The following is an 18,064-nucleotide window of genomic DNA, read 5'->3' as shown; positions in this document are numbered from 1 at the left end:
CACCGGCCCGTCGAAGTAAAAGTTCGCTCCCGTCAATGTACCACCTGCAGCGGGCGCGTCGCGGACTGACCGTCGCAGGTCAGGCGCACGAAATAGGTTCCTGACTCGAGTTTGTTCAGGTCAACACCCGTGGAATAAGAACCCGCTCCGAGGGTCTGTGCAAGAACTGATTGTACGCGTTCACCCAGTGCATTGTAAATGGAAAGTTCCACTTTGCCAGAACGGTCCAGCGTGAAGCGCAACATGGCATTGCTGCCTGCCGGGTTCGGATAGATCGTCGACAAACCAAACGTTTCGGCTGACGGAAGCGCGATCAGTCCCGTCGTCAGGACGGTATTGTCCCAACGCACTTGCGCTGCATCCGCCGAGGCCTGGATCATGGTCAGATCTTCGCCGGCGATGAGGGCGAATGCGACCCGGATGGAATCTCCGGCGGCAAGCGTAAAGGGACCACTCGACACTACGTCGATCACGTCGTTACCCGTTGACGCGGTATTTCCTGCAGGGCTGCGGGAAGAAGACAGGGCGGAATATTTCTCCGTGTTGCTGAAGCCATCGGAAAGATCCAAGCCGCCATTACCGCCGGTCACGTTGTCGACCGCGTAATGATTGAACCCTCCGGAGGTAAGGAGTTTCATACCGGCCCACAGTCCACCGGCATCGGTACTCCAGGTATAACCCATCTTCCGACCGGCATCGGTATCCGATTTGTTGTTGCCGTATTGCGGAATGTCCCAATCGGCGAACAGGCCTGCATACAGGTTATTCAGCGTATTGACTCCATTGTTGCGAATGGTATAGTCGACGATGATGTACTTACGATCAGCAGCCGGAGCCGCCCAGGCATAAGCACGGTGAGAAACCAGGACCGGTAACGGAGTCGAGGAAGTCGTGCCATTGTCAACGAACTGACCATACGCGTCAAAGTCGGAAACAGTGCCCGGCTCCTGGCCGCTGACGGTCAGGTAGGAACTGAAGTCGGAATCGTAGCTACCGCCATCGCCCCGTACGTTGTCGGAAACCTGGGTTCCGCTTGCACCGATCATCAATCCCATTTCATACAGAATCGTCGGTCCGCCCATGTACGTGAAACCAAGTCCTTCAATCTGTCCGGACTGATTGTAACCGATCATGCCCTTACTGGTGATCGTGGTGGCCACGTCGTTGATTCCGATATTGATGTAATCGACATTCACCGTTACGCGGAAGGCAAACGCGTCCGTCCAACTGCCGTCGGTCAGCACCAGACGGAAGGTCACGGATTGGTTCGTGGGGGTACCGGCTTTTACGATCGCCTGGAAAGGGACGGAGAAGTTGGAGATCGTATCCAGCGTACCCAGTGCACCGATGTTGAAGTTGGATTGAATGACCTGCATGTAGGTCGGGGTGCCCGTGGTCATCGAACAGGTAAGCGCCGTGGTGGGACGAAGCATATTCTTGAAGGTGGCGACGAAGGAAAGCGTATCGCCGATCACGAACACACCGTCGTTACCGTCACGCGTATTGATCTGCTCGACGATCACGCCGGGAGAAAGGCTGTCGCTGACCGCACGGAAGAGGTTGACGCGTCCTTTTCCGAGTTTGTCCCGGTAGGCCGCGTTACCGCTCACGGTATAAATGTTGTCGGATGTCATGCGCAACTGCTCCGCGATCTGCAATGCGCCCATGGCAGGAAACTGAGACTTCACCAGCGCCGCGCAACCTGCCACGACCGGCGAAGCCATCGAGGTTCCGCTGTACGAGACGTAATTGTTGTTGTAAACGGTCGAATAGATGTTACTTCCCGGCGCCGCGATATCGACATTGTAACCGTAGTTCGAGAACCCGGATTTACCATCGGTGATCGTCGTCGACGCTACGGAAAACGCGCGCGGGTAGGAACTTGGATAATGGTCCATGTCGGAGCTGCTGTTTCCGGCAGCCGCAACAACCAGCGCGTCGTAATCGAAGGTGACCAGGTCGATCACGTCATTTTCGAACGAACTGGGGCCGCCCGCTCTTCCCCAGGAGCAATTCACGATATCGCAGTTGGCCACGGTAGCCGCATACACGATCCCATCGTAACCGTTGTCAATCGAAGTGGTGCTGCCGTCGAGCGAAGATTTTACGCCAACGAAACGGCAACGGAAGGCGGGAGAGGCAACACCTACTCCATTATCGGTCGTTGCAGCAGCGCAACCGGAAACGTGGGAACCGTGGTCCTGGTTGACGACCATCGGGTTGTTATCATTCTCGCTGACATCCCATCCGCGGAAGTTGTCGACGTAGCCGTCGGCGTCGTTGTCGATTCCGTCAATCGGATCGGCATAATTGTACTTGATGTTGTCTTCCAGATCAGGATGGTCCCAATCCGTTCCGCTGTCAACGATGCCAACACTGATGTTGGTGTCGCCTTTCTGAATATCCCAGGCGGCAGGCGCCTGGATCTTGCTGATGTGATACTGGGTGGCGATATCCGGGTCGTTGGGCGTATAATCCAGTTCATGCAGATAGAGGGGTTCCGCGTATGCCAGGATACCGGTCGACAGGAGCGACTGGATCGCCTCCGATAAGGTGAAGGAAGGATTGAACCGGACTTCGTACACCAGGCTCATGTCGATCGGCTTGCGACCATAACGGTTCACCGCGACGGAAGGCTGGCGCAGATGGGGATATTTACGTTGTACCGATGCTGCCTGGAGGTGCTGGACGGCTTCCTGAAATTTCGGATCTGCAATCCCGGTCGTAGAACACAGGTCACGGTACTCGGGAAGCACGCGAACAACGAGCCGGTCGGGCCATGCCTGCGCTCCGTTAAAGGGAACACCGTTAACGCGATGTGCAGCATTAGCTGAGGCACTGGCGACAGGATTAGAAGCCAGCGATGGGGTGGCAGCCGTCAACTGCATGAACGCAGCGAGTGCCAGTAAAGACAGTTTTTTCATGGATGGAGAGATGCGCCCTGAATAAGGCCACGCAAAATAATCCTTTAATGGATTTTAACAATCAGGCTAATGTCCGAGTTTACCGCTACCAGCCTGCCCTTCAGCCAATATTCATAATTCCGAATGTCCTGGAAGGTCCGGCAAGGGTACCAAGACCTGCAGATCCGGATCGACACGACATAATTTGGTTTCCAGACCATTGGTAATGAGGAGATAGGGCACCTGAAGGGTACGGTTATACCGGGCGGCCTGGTCGAAAACAAGCTGATCCAGCGGAATTTCCGGCGCTTTGCATTCCGCAAGGAGAATGGGGTGATGCTCCCGGTCATAGACCAAAAGATCGAATCGCTTATCAAGCGTCCCGACTTTCAACGATTTTTCGACGGCGATCAGGCCTTTCGGATACGATCTGTCCACGAGCAGAAAATGCAGGAGGTGTTGACGCACCCATTCCTCGGGCGTTAAACTGACGTATCGACCCCGAATGATGTCGAAAATTTTTACAGAATCCCCGTCTTTGCCAGCCGGGCGTATCGTAAACTTGTACTCTGGAAAGTGGAGCCGGGGAAACCGCACCGGAGTTCGATTTTCCCCGAAAAGTACGCTATGGAAAGTAAAGAAGAAATCGTTTCCAACTGGTTGCCCCGTTATACCGGGGTGGCGCTAGAGGATTTTGGTAAATATATCCTCCTGACCAATTTTCATCATTACGTAAAGCTCTTCTCCGAATGGTACAATGTGCCGATCATTGGCGCGGATAAGCCTATGCCTACCGCAACGGCCAACGGCATCACCATTATCAATTTCGGGATCGGAAGTCCGAACGCGGCCCTCATCATGGACCTGTTGAGCGCGATCAAACCGAAAGCCGCGCTATTTCTGGGAAAATGCGGCGGTCTGAAAAAGAAAAACGCTGTCGGTGACCTGATCCTTCCAATCGCAGCTGTGCGTGGCGAAGGAACCTCCGACGACTACCTCCCGCCCGAAGTGCCGGCGCTCCCCGCCTTCAGTCTTCAAAAAGCTGTTTCCACGACCATCCGCGATTACGATAAGGACTACTGGACCGGTACCGTCTACTCCACCAACCGCCGTGTCTGGGAACACGATCTGGATTTCAAGGAATATTTGGAATCGACCCGTGCTATGGCGATTGACATGGAGACGGCCACGATCTTCCTCGTCGGCTTTGCCAACAAGATCCCGACCGGCGCACTGCTGCTGGTATCGGATCAACCGATGGTTTCCGAAGGAGTTAAAACCGCTGAAAGCGACAAGAAAGTCACTGCCAATTTCGTCGAAGACCATCTCCGCATCGGCATCGACTCGCTCAAACAACTGATCAACGACGGCTTGACGGTCAAACACCTCCGCTTCTGACATGACCTTCGACCAGATCATCGGCGATATCCGAAAGAAAGTCTATGCACCCGTGTATTTCCTGCACGGCGACGAGGCGTTCTACATCGATGCGATCGCGGATGCTTTGGAAAAGAATGTCCTGAATGAATCGGAACGGGAGTTTAACCAGACCGTGCTGTATGGCAAAGACACGGACCTGCTCTCCCTGATCAGCACGGCCAAGCGGTACCCGATGATGTCGAGCTACCAGGTGGTCATTGTCAAGGAAGCTCAGGATATCCGCAACCTGGTTTCGAAAGCCGAAGGCAAAGACAGTCGCGACCCGCTTATTGAATATTTACATAAGCCGACGCCCACCACCATCCTGGTTTTCTGCTACAAGTATAAGACACTGGATAAGCGGACGCGCTTGTATAAAGCACTGCAGAACGGTTGCGTCCTTTTCGAATCAAAGAAACTTTACGACAACCAGGTCCCTGATTGGATCACGCGGCATGTACTTTCCAAGGGCTTCCGCACCAACCCCAAGGCGACCCAGCTAATGGCCGAGTACCTCGGCACCGATCTCTCCCGTATCGCGAATGAGATCGACAAACTGATCCTCAACCTGAAGCCGGGTGATGAAATCACCGCAACATTGGTGGAAGACAACATTGGCATCAGCAAAGAATTCAATGTCTTCGAATTGCAAAACGCGCTGGGCAAGCGCAATATTTTCAAGGCCAACCAGATCGTCCAGTACTTCGGAAAGAACCCCAAGAACAATCCGCTGGTGATGACAATTCCGTCCATCTTCACCTTTTTCATGAAGCTGCTGACCTATCATTCCCTCACCGACCGATCGCGCAACGCCGTTGCTTCTGCACTGGGCATCAGTCCTTACTTCGTGACTGAATACGAACATGCCGCGAAGGCCTACCCCTATCCGCTCGTGATCCGGAACATTTCCTACCTCCGCGACTACGACCTGCGTGCCAAAGGCGTCCGTAACGAATCAACAGGCGATGATGATTTGTTGAAGGAGTTGGTGTTTAAGTTGATGCATTGAGGGGGGAGATTAGTAATTAGTAATTAGTAATTAGTAATTGGTGATGGGTGATTGGGGGTTCGTAAATTGTTTGGCTGAATTTCCCTCGTCCCTCGTCCCTCGTCCCTCGTCCCTCGTCCCTCGTCCCTCGTCCCATGGCTTACTGGCTTGTAAAATCCGACCCCGACACCTACGGCTGGTCTGATCTTGTTCGTGATAAGAAAACCACCTGGGACGGTGTTCGCAATCATCTTGCGAAACGTCATTTATCTGGAATGAAGAAAGGCGATCAGGTGCTTTTCTATCACAGCGGAAAGGAATCGGCTATTGTAGCCATTGCCGGGGTCGCCAATGCTCCCAAACCGGAGCCGAATGATCCCGACTGGATCTGTGTTGACCTTGTACCGCTTAAACCATTGCAACAACCGGTGACCCTCAAAACTATAAAAGCCGAGAAAAAACTCGCAGACTTTCCGCTGGTGAAGATCGGTCGCCTTTCCGTGATGCCTGTTGCGGAAGCAGCGTTCGATTTGCTGGTTGAAATGGGATCCTGACCCGACTATTTCCTGTATTTCATCCAGGCGAAGCGGCAACGGCTGTTCAGATAGTCTGACGAAGCCTCATGGAGGTACGCCTCGCGTTCAAAAGGAATTGCCCGATATGCCGCCTTTGCCGAATTCCCTTTGAAACGCCCTTTCAAATAGTAATAAGCGTACATCAGGTAAAATGGTAACACCAACAATTCAATCTGCTGCCGGAGGTGTATCTGCTCATGCCGCAGCAGGATCTGGTCGTAAGCCCGGTCATGCCGATCGAATAGTACAAAAGGGAATAAAGCCATCGCGGTAACAGGAAGCATCGGAATGACCAGGCGGAAGTAGCGCATGACATTGGCAGGACAATTACCCGGCCAAAGTGTTAAAGTATGTTTCTTTCATCGTCCGAATGTCAAAGCGACCCATTACGACTCTGACTTCCGGGAAACAATACTATTTTTGGCGCTCTCAATTATGCGTCACCTACTTCCTCTCCTGATCCTGGCGTTCTTCACCTCAGGCGCGCTCGCTCAGACCGGCGACATCCGGGGCTTTGTCTATGAACAGGAAACATCCGAACCCGCCATCTACACCAGTGTCTACTTAAAAGGCACTACGCACGGTGTCCAGACCAACCTGGACGGCTACTATTCCATCACCCGCGTCCCCGCGGGCGATTATGTGCTGATGGTCACGTCGGTCGGCTTCGATACCATCAAGGAGCCCATCACCATCAAGGCTGGCGATATCCTCACGAAAAAACTATACCTCCGCAAGTCGGCGATCCAGATGAAAGAGATCGAGATCTCCGGCGAGAACGAGGAAAAGAAGACCGAGGTTAAAGTTTCCGTCAACAAGGTTACGCCCAAGGAAATCAAGCAGCTTCCGACCGTAGGCGGCGAACCCGATCTTGCCCAGTATCTGCAGGTACTGCCCGGTGTGATCTTCTCCGGCGACCAGGGCGGACAATTGTACATACGCGGCGGCACCCCGATCCAGAACAAAGTCCTGCTCGACGGGATGATCATCTATAATCCGTTCCACTCCATCGGCCTCTACTCGGTATTCGACGCCGATATTATTCGCGGAGCCGACGTTTATACCGGTGGCTTCAACGCGGAATACGGCGACCGCATCTCCTCGGTGATGGACATCACCACCCGCGACGGCAACAAGAAAAGAATCGCCGGCCGCGCTTCGGTGAATCCGTTTACGGCCAAGTTCCTGCTCGAAGGTCCGCTAAAGAAGGAAAAAGAGAACCAGGAAGGCAGTTCGTCGTTCATCATCACCAGCCGGAATTCGTATCTCGACAAAACGTCGAAAAGCCTTTACAGCTACGTGGATACGGCAGGGCTGCCCTTCGCCTTCAACGACCTGTACGGCAAGATCTCGCTCAACTCCTCTTCCGGCAGTAAAGTCAATTTCTTCGGTTTCAATTTCACCGATCGGGTGAACTACAAGGAAATTGCCGACCTCGACTGGAAATCATTCGGGCTGGGAACCAATTTCGTGTTGGTTCCCTCCGGCAGTTCGGTCCTGATCGACGGTAACTTCGCTTACAGCAATTACCGCATCAACCTGGATGAACGCGATGAGCAATCACGCTTTTCGGAGATCAGCGGCTTCAACACCAGCCTGAATTTTTCGTACTTCATCAAGAAGGATGAATTGCGCTACGGCCTCGAGATCGTCGGTTTCCGGACCGACTTCCAGTTCTCCAACGCCTATTCGAAATCCATCGGTCAAACGGAGAACACCACACAACTGGCGGGATATTTCAAGTACAAGAAGATCGCCGGCAAACTGATCGCCGAACCGGGCATTCGGATCAACTACTACTCCTCGCTGTCCGAACTGACGGCAGAGCCTCGCCTGGGTCTTAAATTCAATGCGACGGACAAACTTCGTTTCAAAGCCGCCGGCGGTTATTATTCCCAGAACCTGCTCAGCGGCACCTCGGACCGTGATGTCGTCAACCTGTTTTACGGCTTTCTCTCCGGCAGCGACAACATTCCTGAAACCTTCGACGGCGAAGATGTCACCTCCCGCCTCCAAAAGGCGCAACACGCCATCGCCGGCTTCGAGCTCGATCTGCCATTCCACCTCAACCTGAACGTTGAAGGGTACTTCAAGAACTTTTCCCAATTGCAAAACCTGAACCGCGACAAAGTCTATGATGACAACAGCGAAAACAGCGAGAAGCCCGATTATCTGAAGAAGGACTTCATCATCGAAAGCGGAACGGCGCGCGGAATCGACTTCCTGCTCAAATACGATTACCGCGGATTATACCTCTGGGCCACTTACTCGCTCGGCTATGTGAAACGGTATGACGGGGTAAGAACCTATTGGCCCAGTTTCGATCGTCGCCACAACCTCAACCTGGTCGGTTCCTACACCTTCGGAAAAGACAAAGCCTGGATGACGAGTGTGCGCTGGAACTTCGGTTCACCCTTTCCCTTCACCCAATCCCAGGGCTATTACGAGCAGCTCAATCTGAACAACGGATTGGGAACCGATATCCTGCAGCAAAACGGACAGATAGCGATCTACTACGCGGGCATCAACGAGGGCCGCTTGTCGTACTTCCACCGGCTGGATGTTTCCGTTCAACGCACCTTTAAGCTGGCCAAAAACACCAAACTCGAAGTTCAGGCATCGGCCACCAACCTGTACGACCGGAACAACATTTTCTACTTTGACCGCCTCTCCGGAACCAAAGTATACCAGCTCCCGATATTGCCAAGCCTGGGCGCAGCGCTCTCCTTCTGAGGCGCGTCAGAACCTGAGCAAGACTTGCAAGCCGCCACCCGAAGGAATTGGCGCCAGTCCGTATTCCACTTCCACCCGGCGACGGCCTTGTGGTTTTTCTTCTCCGAAAACTTCCTGCTCACGCCGGAGTACTTGTCGACCACAGGCATAGCCAGCCAACGCGCCGAAGATCAGGTCGGAGGCCCAGTGCTCGTGTTCGATCATTCGGCTGAACGCGACCAGCGAAGCCGTTCCATAAGCCACAACCGGTACCGCACGATGCTCGGAAAAACGACCGGCAAATACGGTTGCAATCGAAAAGGCGGCCGCGGTATGCCCTGACGGGAAGGCATCGAACGCCGCTACACTTCTTCCCTGTTTCAGTTTCTTATCGAAGACCGCGAACGGTCCGAACCAATGGTCGTAGGGATACACGTCGTCCGTATAGGTCGCCAACGGCCGCATGCGACCGGTCAGAACTTTGACAAGCCGCAGCCAAACACCGGCCGTAATGGCCGCTTGACTGGCCAGAATCGCGGTCCGGAAGTGACGATGATCCCGCAGCGCCATCGCGGTGAGACCATAGCCGGCAACCAGGGCGTAGCCATAATAGTCGCCCAGTTGTGTGAAATGCGGACTGAATTCTCGCAAAAAAGGATGCCGGTCCCGCCAGGGACGAATCCAGGCGTCAATGTCTTCGTCATAATAATACAGCGCTGCCGTCGCGCCGCCGGCACCGGCAAGAATCAGGAAGCTCTGCTCGTTCAGGTGAAGGGGCGAAACCGCTTGTCTCCCAAAGTTGTGCATCAGCATGGGCACATAACCTTTGGGGCTTCTGAAGGAAAAGATCCGCTCTTCTTTAAGAAATGCGCCAAGAGAAGGTCGTTGCTGCGCAGCGGCTATTCCCGCATGCAGCAGGAACGCGCATAAAATAATCACACGGTTCGGGACAAATCTCATCGGATATTGTCGGCAAAATGATACTTTTGTATCCCGTGTTGACGGAATCTTTTTTCCGTTTCTCAACATAATTTTCCAACTACTCACGCTCAACACGGTGGCAGCAAAATACATCTTCGTTACCGGTGGTGTTACCTCTTCCCTGGGAAAAGGCATCATCTCCGCATCCCTGGCCAAATTGCTTCAAGGCCGCGGCTATTCTGTTACGATCCAGAAGTTCGACCCGTACATCAACGTCGATCCCGGAACCCTGAATCCCTACGAACACGGGGAATGTTATGTGACGAACGATGGAGCGGAGACCGACCTGGACCTCGGACACTACGAACGTTTTCTCAACGTTCCGACCTCCCAGGCCAACAACGTAACGACCGGCCGCATCTACCAGACGGTGATCAACAAGGAACGCGAAGGCGCGTACCTCGGAAAAACCGTTCAGATCATCCCCCATGTGACCGACGAGATCAAGCGGCGCATGATGCTGCTGGGTGAAAGCGGCGAGTTTGAGATCGTCATCACCGAGATCGGCGGTACGGTGGGTGATATCGAATCGCTGCCGTACATCGAAACGGTGCGTCAGCTGAAGTGGGAACTCGGCAGTTCAGCGCTGGTCATCCACCTCACGCTCATTCCTTACCTCAGCGCGGCGGGCGAACTGAAGACCAAGCCCACCCAGCATTCGGTCAAGACCATGCTCGAACTCGGTGTGCAACCCGACGTGCTCGTATGCCGCACCGAACGCTCCCTCAGCGCAGACCTCCGCCGCAAAGTGGCCTTGTTCTGCAACGTGAACGTCAATGCCGTCATCGAATCGATCGACGCGGAAACGATTTACGACGTTCCGCTGATGATGTACAAAGAGCAGCTCGACAAAGTCGTGCTGAACAAACTGAAGCTGCCACTCAAGCAGGAGCCGGAGTTGGAACTCTGGAAAGCCTTCCTGGGAAAACTCAAGAACCCGATCCACGAAGTAAGGATCGGGCTCGTAGGAAAATACGTGGAACTGAAAGACGCGTATAAATCCATTGCGGAAGCCTTCATCCATGCCGGTGTGGCGAACGAATGCAAAGTGCGGCTCGAATGGATCCATTCGGAGAAGATCGACGAGGACAATGTGGCGTCCAAACTGGGGCACCTGCAAGGGGTTCTGGTCGCGCCCGGCTTCGGGGATCGCGGGATCGAAGGCAAGATCACGGCCATCCGCTTCGTACGGGAAAACAATATTCCGTTCCTCGGCATCTGCCTCGGCATGCAATGCGCCGTGATCGAATTCGCCCGCAACGTGTTGGGTTGGAAAGACGCCCATTCGACGGAAATGAATCCGAACACGAAGCATCCGGTGATCGACTTCATGGAGTCACAAAAGAAGATCACGGCAAAAGGCGGCACCATGCGACTGGGCGAATACGGATGTCAGCTGGAGAAAGGCAGCAAGGCCTACCAGGTGTACGGCAAGAGTCGGATAGGCGAACGCCACCGTCACCGGTACGAATTCAACAACAAGTTTCTGAAAGACTTCACCGAAGCGGGGCTCATCCCCTCCGGCACCAATCCCGACAACGGGCTGGTCGAGATCGTGGAAGCGAAGAACCACTCCTGGTTCGTAGGCGTACAGTTCCACCCCGAATACAAGAGCACCGTCGAGAATCCGCATCCCCTTTTCGTTCGCTTCGTGAAAGCGGCGATGGAGAAAGCGAAGGTGGAGGTGGCGGTGAGGGCTTGAATAGTGAATAGTGAATAGTGAATAGTGAACAGTGAACAGTGAACAGTGAATAGTGAATAGTGAATCTTGCCTGCCGAAGCTTTAGCGTAGGCAGGAGCGTATAGTAACTAAGAACTAATAACAGAACTAATTACTAATTACTAGTTACTAGTTACTAGTTACTTTTCCAGCCATTCGTTTTATGACCCACAACAAAAAAGCCGACTTACGTCGGCTTTTTTGTTGTGGGGAATTGGCTCTCTTATTCGAGGATCAGCCGCTGTTCGCGGGTCATGCCTTCTCCGCGGACGGAGAGCAGGTAGATGCCGCGAGGGAGGGAAGCGACATCGAAACGATGGGTATAGGTGCCGGGAGTTAGATCGGCATTCCAGCGTTGAACTTCTTTGCCTGTCAGGTCGAGGATCGCGAATTCGGTGTTGCCCGCTTTCAATACTTCGAGTTCAATGTTCGCGCTGGTGGTTGCAGGAGACGGGAAAACACGCAGTGCTCCGAGGGAAGGTCGAACAAGGTCATCGACACCCAGACCGAAATCGGCTACACCCACCGACTTGGAATAAGCGCTGGAAATTCCGGAAGTGGTGGACGTGATGATGCGCATCAGCGGTCCACGGAAAGTGGCATTGTACCAGTAGTAGCTTTCGGTGTGTACGATCTCATCGACACCGGGTCCGAAGGAGAAGGTAATGTCTTCCGTGACTTTTACGCGCAGCACGTTGTTGTACGTGATGGAAGGAAGCCGCAACGTGCCCGTGCCATCGCCCTGAATGTTCACCGTACCGGAGATCGTGCCCACGGAAGTGGAACCTGAAATGGTGTTGGTAATATTGGCGCCGAACGAAAGCGGATAACTCAGGAGCAGGTAGCTGGAGCCGGTAATGGTAGCGATATCGCTGCCCGTTCCGCGACCCTTGTAGGCAAAACCACCCGAACTGCTGGCATAGTAGTTATAATCACCCGGCAACACATAGGAGGCCAGATTCGCCTGGGGAAATGAACTTCCGTAAGGGGTGGAAGCGGGAGTCACATAGTGGACGATAACCGTATTCAAGGTAACCTGAACGCCGGTGTAATTCCAGGTCTGACCCGAACCGCCGGGGCCCGGTTGCGCGATCGTGTCGGTTACCCGGTAGTAATAGCTTTCACCGGCGACAGGATTGTTGTTGGAATTCAAGGTCGGCTGCCCTTTAGCAGCCAAAACGCTCAAAAACAGCAAAATAACGATGGAGTAGATATCTTTTTTCATCATTTCTACGTAATAAGGCTGCCAAGATAGGCGGTCTGCGCCAAGTCGCAAAAAAGAACCGGCTTTTCCGTGAGCCTTATCATTCACCCCCATAATCCGACCATTGCCAAAACAATTTGGGCGACTTGCCAATTATTAATAAAAACCGGGTAAACGCATTGAAAAACAGATAATAAATGATTAAATTTGACCATCCAAGAACCATGAAAACGGGGGGATTTCCGATCAAATGCCGGAACCGCTCATCATTGTTACCCGGATATTAACCCGAACACCCTGAAAGCCGCTACCCATGCGGTTTTCAAAGACTGCGACCAAGAAACCAAAGACCATTCAGATAACACCCGAACCATGAATGTGAACTATACCCGAAAAATCTTCTCCGCACTGACCGTGATGCTCCTGCTCAGCCGTGTCAGTTTCGCGTTGAATGGGATCACGTACAACCTGACGGCAGCCTCCGCGGCATTTGCCTCGATTGGTGCCGCCACGACGGTCGTCAATGCAAACATTGACGATCAGTTAGCGGGTCCTTTCGCTCCTGCAGGTTTCAGGTTTAACTATGGCGGTGTAGCGTATACCAGTTTCTATGTCTCCTCGAACGGCTTCATCGCATTGGCCAACCCCGGAGGTTCACTACCTACCAACAACCTGTCGACCGGACCACGTACGATCATCGCTCCACTGTGGGACGATCTTCAGACAGGAGCTGCAGGACGCGTCTCCTACGTTTATTCACTCGGAACGCTGACCGTGGAGTGGAACAACATGCTTTGGGCCAAGAATGCTGCAGCTCCGGCCATCAACTTCCAAGCTAAACTCGTTACTGGTACCGGAAACATTGTCTTTACCTATCAGCAATTGGCAGGTGCTGTTGATGTGAGTGTATCGGGTGGAGCTTCCATTGGCTTGACGGGCTATTGCGACGGCGATTACTACTCACAAACCGCCAGTTCGGTCCAGACTGCCGGCACAACTTGGGGTAAAGCCGTTTTATTCAATACGATTTCCACCAAGCCGACGACCAACCAGACCTTCACCTGGGCACCATCGGCCTTCCCTACTCCTGCTAACGACACCTGTATCAACGCGGTTAACATTCCTTTCAACCCGGGTGCACCAACTGTGCTGACTGACCAGACGCTGGTCATGACCCGGCAGATCACCATGGCTGCCGCAGTTCCAGGAAAGCCGGCTGCATGGACCGCCCAAACGCAATCAAACGAGACCTGGTACACCTTGACCAAACCGATCGGTCTGACATCTTTCCAGTTATTCATCGACAATACCTGTCCTACCGGATTCTCTACCGCAATAGCGGTTTACACCGGTGGTTGCGGCGCACTCACCCTGCTGGCCGCCGATGAAGCCAGCAACGGCGGTGGCAACCCGAAAGTGACGATTACCGGTCAGCCATGTACTTCGACCGTTCAATACTTGGTTCGCGTGGAAAGTGACCAGGATGCTCTGGTAGGTAACTTCAACCTGACTTTGATGCCTCCAGGTGCAACCTGCTCGAATGCCAACGACATCACCTGTTGGTACACCGCCAACGGCAGTTACAATACCGCCATCGCTCCGCTATCGTGGACCATGAACAATGCCGGCTTCGGTGATGAAATCGATACGCCAGCCGTTGTTCCCCCTACGCGAAACCTGAGCGGACAGGACTACATCTTCACTTTCACGCCTCCTGCCGCGGGTTGCTTCGACCTTTCGCTTTTCAATACCAATACCAACACCAACCCCGGCATTTTCGTTTATCTGGGATGCCCCGGGACAACCAACCTGATCAGCTATGCACTTGGAGCCGGTGGCAGCGCCCTGAACATTACCAACCTGACGCTGGGAACCGGCACGTACTACATCGTCGTGGATAACGATACGAGTGTAGCGCCGTCCACCAATTTCTCCTTCTCGATTCAGAATGCCGTTTCACCTGCTCCTCCCAATGACGCCTGCGCCAGCCCTGCTACGGTCACACCTGTTGTAGGAAGTTCTTGTACAGGCGCCATCAATTACTCCGTATCCTGCGCAACGCCATCACCGGTAGCGCCCGGTTATCCGAACCCTGGGTGTGCCGGTTTCGTTGACGGCGCCACCGGTGATGTTTGGTTCTCCCTGACCAGCGTAAGCAATAATCCACACTCGATATCCATACAACCGGGATCAACCGGCACATCTGCGACGGATCTTGGTATGGCGGTTTATACAGGTACCTGCGGAAGTTTTTCTTTAGTATCCTGTGATGACAACTCCGCCGGATCCAACATGCCCGCGCTGACCATCGTACCTCCTGCAGCAGGAACTGTTTACTACATCCGCGTATGGTCCAATTCCGCCGGTTCTCCCGGTACGTTCCGCATTTGCGCCATCTCCGGCTGTACCCCTACCAATGATCTTTGCTCCGGAGCAACCCCGCTGGTACTGGGTGTCAGTGCGACCTATCAGACCAACGTTTGCGCCTCCGGTGCAGGCCCGAGCGATGGCACCGTAGCCGGATGCTGGGACGCGGGTGCCCTGAACACGGTCTGGTACACGGTGGTAGCTTCCAGCACCAGCATCAAGATCCGCACCCGTCTTCGTTCACTGAGCGACTCGCAGATCGCCGTCTATTCCGGCGCATGCGGTAGCCTGGCGCAGATCGGCTGCAACGACAACTTCACCCTCTGCTCCAGCGGCGGTGGTCGTAACTCCGACGTCACTGTTACCGGTCTCACGCCCGGCAATACTTATTACATCCGTGTGGATGGCCGAAATGCCGCTACCGGTACATTCGACATCATGGCGATCGACGGCTCCGCCAGTTTCCCGCCGATCCCGGACCAGGATTGCGAAATGGCCACCGCGATCTGTGCTGCCACCACCACCATCGCCGATCCGGGCTACACCGGTTCCGGCAACGTATGTGACCTTCAGGGCGGGACCTGTTTGTCGTCAACCGAAGCTTCTGGTGTTTGGTATTCCTTCTCTACTACTGCCACCGCGCCTGGACAAACCCTGCAGTGGACGGTAACACCGAACAACGGCACCTCCGACTACGACTTCCAGTTGTGGGAAGTGACCGGTGTGAGCAACCCCTGTGCGCTCATTACCTCCAACCCTACCTCCGGCACCTTCCCCTTCCGTTCCTGTAACTATTCCGCAGTTGGAACGACCGGGATGAACATCGTGGCAGGCACCACTTCCACTTCACAAGCAAATGCTGTTTCCGGCGGTTGGAATAGCGCATTCAACCTGACCAACGGTGCTACGCAGCAGTTCATCCTGCTCGTTTCGCACTTCGGTAATTACGCCGGTGGTTCGACGGCCGGATTCAACCTGACTTTCCCCGGTACAACTCCGCTCAACATTGGCTCACCCACCACCCAGTATTGGAAGGCGGATGCTGTTTCATCGACCTGGGCACCCGCGCCGCTGGGAAGCAACTGGGATCCGAACTGTCTTACGACCATGGGAACCTGTGCCGGTGGTCCTTCGACCATCGTGATCCAGGCAGGCCCTAACCAACCGATCATCACCGCCAATACGAGTGTCAAGAATCTGATCGTTAATGCCGGCGCGACCCTGACCATCAATCCGGGTGTCACGCTCTCCGTATGCGGCGACTTTACCATCAACGGTAACATCAGTTGCGGCAACGGTTCGACGATTCAGTTCATCGGTAGTGCCAATCAGGCTGTCACCGGCAACCTGACCGCGGGTAATGCGCTCTGGCATTGCACCATGGCGAAAGCAGCTGGAAACGTCACCCTGGGCAGCAACATCGACATCCGTGGTAACCTTACACTCAATGCCGGCGGCACCTGGCTGCCGAACGCCAAGCACATTCGCGTCGGCGGCGACTTCGTGAATAACAATGGCGCAGCCTCCCACGGCACTGCGCTGGGCTCCTGCTATGAATTCAACGGTTCCGCCAACCAGAACTTCACCAACCTCGTCAGCGCCCTGGAACTTGATTCCGTGCTCATGAATCAGTCTGGAGCGTTCTCGCTGACACTTGGCGCAGGCGCGTTCAATGATTTGAATATCGGCGTCGGCGCCTATGTTTCCGGTGTCTCGCCAACCAATGGTAACCTGGTTCTTACACAAGGAAAGATCGTGACCGGCGCTCGTCAGGTTTATGTCCGTCGGGCAAACGTCGCTGCCAGCACAGCCGGCAACAATACATCCTATGTAGAAGGTAACCTGCGTCGAGCCTTGTCGACCGGCGTTAATAGCTGGGATTTCCCGGTAGGTATTTCCACCAAAGGTTATCAGCGGGCGCAAGTACAATATACTGCCAGCCCGGTGACGGCCTATGACCTGACCGCCTTCTTCACGGGTTGGGTTCCTCCGGTGGGACCTGTTGCGAATGAATGTGTGATCAATACCTATGATATCCTGAACGCGTTTGATAACGGTTACTGGACTTTCACCGCGTCGATTGGCGCTGGAACGGGTACCTACACCATGCGTTTGTTCAACAACAACGTCACGAACAACAGTGGCTCCGGCTGGACGGTCATGAAGAGCGCCAACCCACCGGCGGCCTGGTCGCTGCAGGGAGCCTGCTACATCCCGAGTACAGCAGCGGATACCCGCCGCACCGGTATGAGCAGTTTCAACGCAACCTTCGCGACGGCACAGTCACAGGATCCGCTGCCGATCGAACTGCTCAGCTTCACCGTGGAGCCGGAAGCCGTCGGCAACCTCTGCCGCTGGGCTACCGCTTCCGAGACCAACAACGACTACTTCGACCTTGAGCGTAGCACCGACGGTGATGTCTTCAAGAGCATCCAACGCGTGGAAGGCTTTGGTGTCGGATCTACAACCGAGACCCGCTACTACAGCTACCTCGACGGCGAGGTCTGCAAGGGCATCGTATACTATCGATTGAAGCAGGTCGATATCGACGGTCACTTCAGCTACTCGGATGTGATCGCCGTCAACTGCAACAAGTCGAATACCGATGTCGCGGTATATCCGAACCCGGCCAACTTCTCGATCACCTATACCTTCTTCGAGGAAACGGACGGTAACGTAACGATGGAAGTCCTCGACATGGTCGGTAAGATCGTATTGCAGGAAACGCATGATGTAAAACGCGGATACAACACCATCGAGTCTTCCGTCAACAACCTGTCCACGGGCGTTTATTACCTCAAGCTTATCCGTCCTGACGGTGAAACCGAGGCTCCCCGTATGGTGCGGTTCATGAAGAAATAAGTGCGGCCCCCGTCATAAGCCGACGCCCTGGAGATAGCATCTTCAGGGCGTTTTTTTTAGGGAAGAGGGGCGAGGTGTGTGGAAAGGAGGAACGAGACCGAGACCGAGGAACGAGGGGACTAGGTACGTGGTTTTCGAGTGAACGACAACCAACCGGAAACCTGCCTGCCTTCGCTAAAGCTACGGCAGGCAGCCGTGGTGGGCGGAAACGAGGAACGTGTCCCTGACAGAGGAAAAGAAGTACGAGGGACGAGGAATTTAGAAAGATCAACTCGGAAACCGGAACATGCCTGCCTGCCGAAGCTTTAGCGAAGGCAGGAAACCCGAAACCTT

Annotated in this window: 11 protein-coding genes; 6 read left to right on the top strand and 5 right to left on the bottom strand. The window is 54.2% G+C overall.

The genetic code is table 11. From position 1 onward, the window contains the following. Positions 1–32: 32 nt before the first annotated feature. The gene (locus IPJ96_06125; protein ID MBK7909928.1) at positions 33–2,924 is read right to left on the bottom strand and encodes a S8 family peptidase; all 2,892 of its coding nucleotides are present in this window, start codon (positions 2,922–2,924) and stop codon (positions 33–35) included. Between the two features lie 111 nt (positions 2,925–3,035). Continuing rightward, on the bottom strand, positions 3,036–3,371 hold the full coding sequence (locus IPJ96_06120; protein ID MBK7909927.1) for a type I restriction enzyme HsdR N-terminal domain-containing protein: 336 nt from the start codon (positions 3,369–3,371) through the stop codon (positions 3,036–3,038). A 159-nt stretch (positions 3,372–3,530) separates the two neighbouring features. Here IPJ96_06120 and IPJ96_06115 point away from each other — a divergent pair, with 159 nt between their 5' ends. The 3 genes from IPJ96_06115 (at position 3,531) to IPJ96_06105 (ending at position 5,864) form a co-directional block, all read left to right on the top strand. Next, complete coding sequence (locus tag IPJ96_06115) at positions 3,531–4,301, top strand: AMP nucleosidase (protein MBK7909926.1); 771 nt, start codon at positions 3,531–3,533, stop codon at positions 4,299–4,301. Position 4,302: 1 nt separating this feature from the next. Next, the gene (gene holA / locus IPJ96_06110) at positions 4,303–5,331 is read left to right on the top strand and encodes a DNA polymerase III subunit delta (GenBank protein ID MBK7909925.1); all 1,029 of its coding nucleotides are present in this window, start codon (positions 4,303–4,305) and stop codon (positions 5,329–5,331) included. 134 nt (positions 5,332–5,465) lie between these two features. Beyond that, a complete protein-coding gene (locus tag IPJ96_06105) occupies positions 5,466–5,864 on the top strand; it encodes an EVE domain-containing protein (protein ID MBK7909924.1) in 399 nt (132 codons plus the stop codon). Positions 5,865–5,869: 5 nt separating this feature from the next. On the opposite strand, the gene IPJ96_06100 is transcribed toward IPJ96_06105, so the two are convergent. Continuing rightward, on the bottom strand, positions 5,870–6,196 hold the full coding sequence (locus IPJ96_06100) for a hypothetical protein (GenBank protein ID MBK7909923.1): 327 nt from the start codon (positions 6,194–6,196) through the stop codon (positions 5,870–5,872). A gap of 124 nt (positions 6,197–6,320) precedes the next feature. Here IPJ96_06100 and IPJ96_06095 point away from each other — a divergent pair, with 124 nt between their 5' ends. Then, on the top strand, positions 6,321–8,618 hold the full coding sequence (locus IPJ96_06095) for a TonB-dependent receptor (GenBank protein MBK7909922.1): 2,298 nt from the start codon (positions 6,321–6,323) through the stop codon (positions 8,616–8,618). Between the two features lie 6 nt (positions 8,619–8,624). Here the strand turns inward: IPJ96_06095 and IPJ96_06090 are convergent, their stop codons facing one another. Further along, complete coding sequence (locus IPJ96_06090; GenBank protein ID MBK7909921.1) at positions 8,625–9,536, bottom strand: phosphatase PAP2 family protein; 912 nt, start codon at positions 9,534–9,536, stop codon at positions 8,625–8,627. 118 nt (positions 9,537–9,654) lie between these two features. On the opposite strand from IPJ96_06090, the gene IPJ96_06085 reads away from it, so the two are divergent. Further along, on the top strand, positions 9,655–11,280 hold the full coding sequence (locus IPJ96_06085; protein ID MBK7909920.1) for a CTP synthase: 1,626 nt from the start codon (positions 9,655–9,657) through the stop codon (positions 11,278–11,280). 241 nt (positions 11,281–11,521) lie between these two features. Here the strand turns inward: IPJ96_06085 and IPJ96_06080 are convergent, their stop codons facing one another. Further along, a complete protein-coding gene (locus tag IPJ96_06080; GenBank protein MBK7909919.1) occupies positions 11,522–12,526 on the bottom strand; it encodes a T9SS type A sorting domain-containing protein in 1,005 nt (334 codons plus the stop codon). 348 nt (positions 12,527–12,874) lie between these two features. On the opposite strand from IPJ96_06080, the gene IPJ96_06075 reads away from it, so the two are divergent. Beyond that, positions 12,875–17,731 carry a T9SS type A sorting domain-containing protein gene (locus IPJ96_06075; protein ID MBK7909918.1) on the top strand — a complete coding sequence of 1,619 codons (4,857 nt, stop codon included), beginning with the start codon at positions 12,875–12,877 and terminating at the stop codon, positions 17,729–17,731. The last annotated feature ends 333 nt before the right edge of the window (positions 17,732–18,064 follow it).

The organism is Bacteroidota bacterium (assembly GCA_016713765.1).
In the GTDB taxonomy this organism is placed as follows: Bacteria; Bacteroidota; Bacteroidia; order AKYH767-A; family 2013-40CM-41-45; genus Pollutiaquabacter; species Pollutiaquabacter aromativorans.
This window is presented reverse-complemented; position numbering and strand designations above follow the sequence as displayed.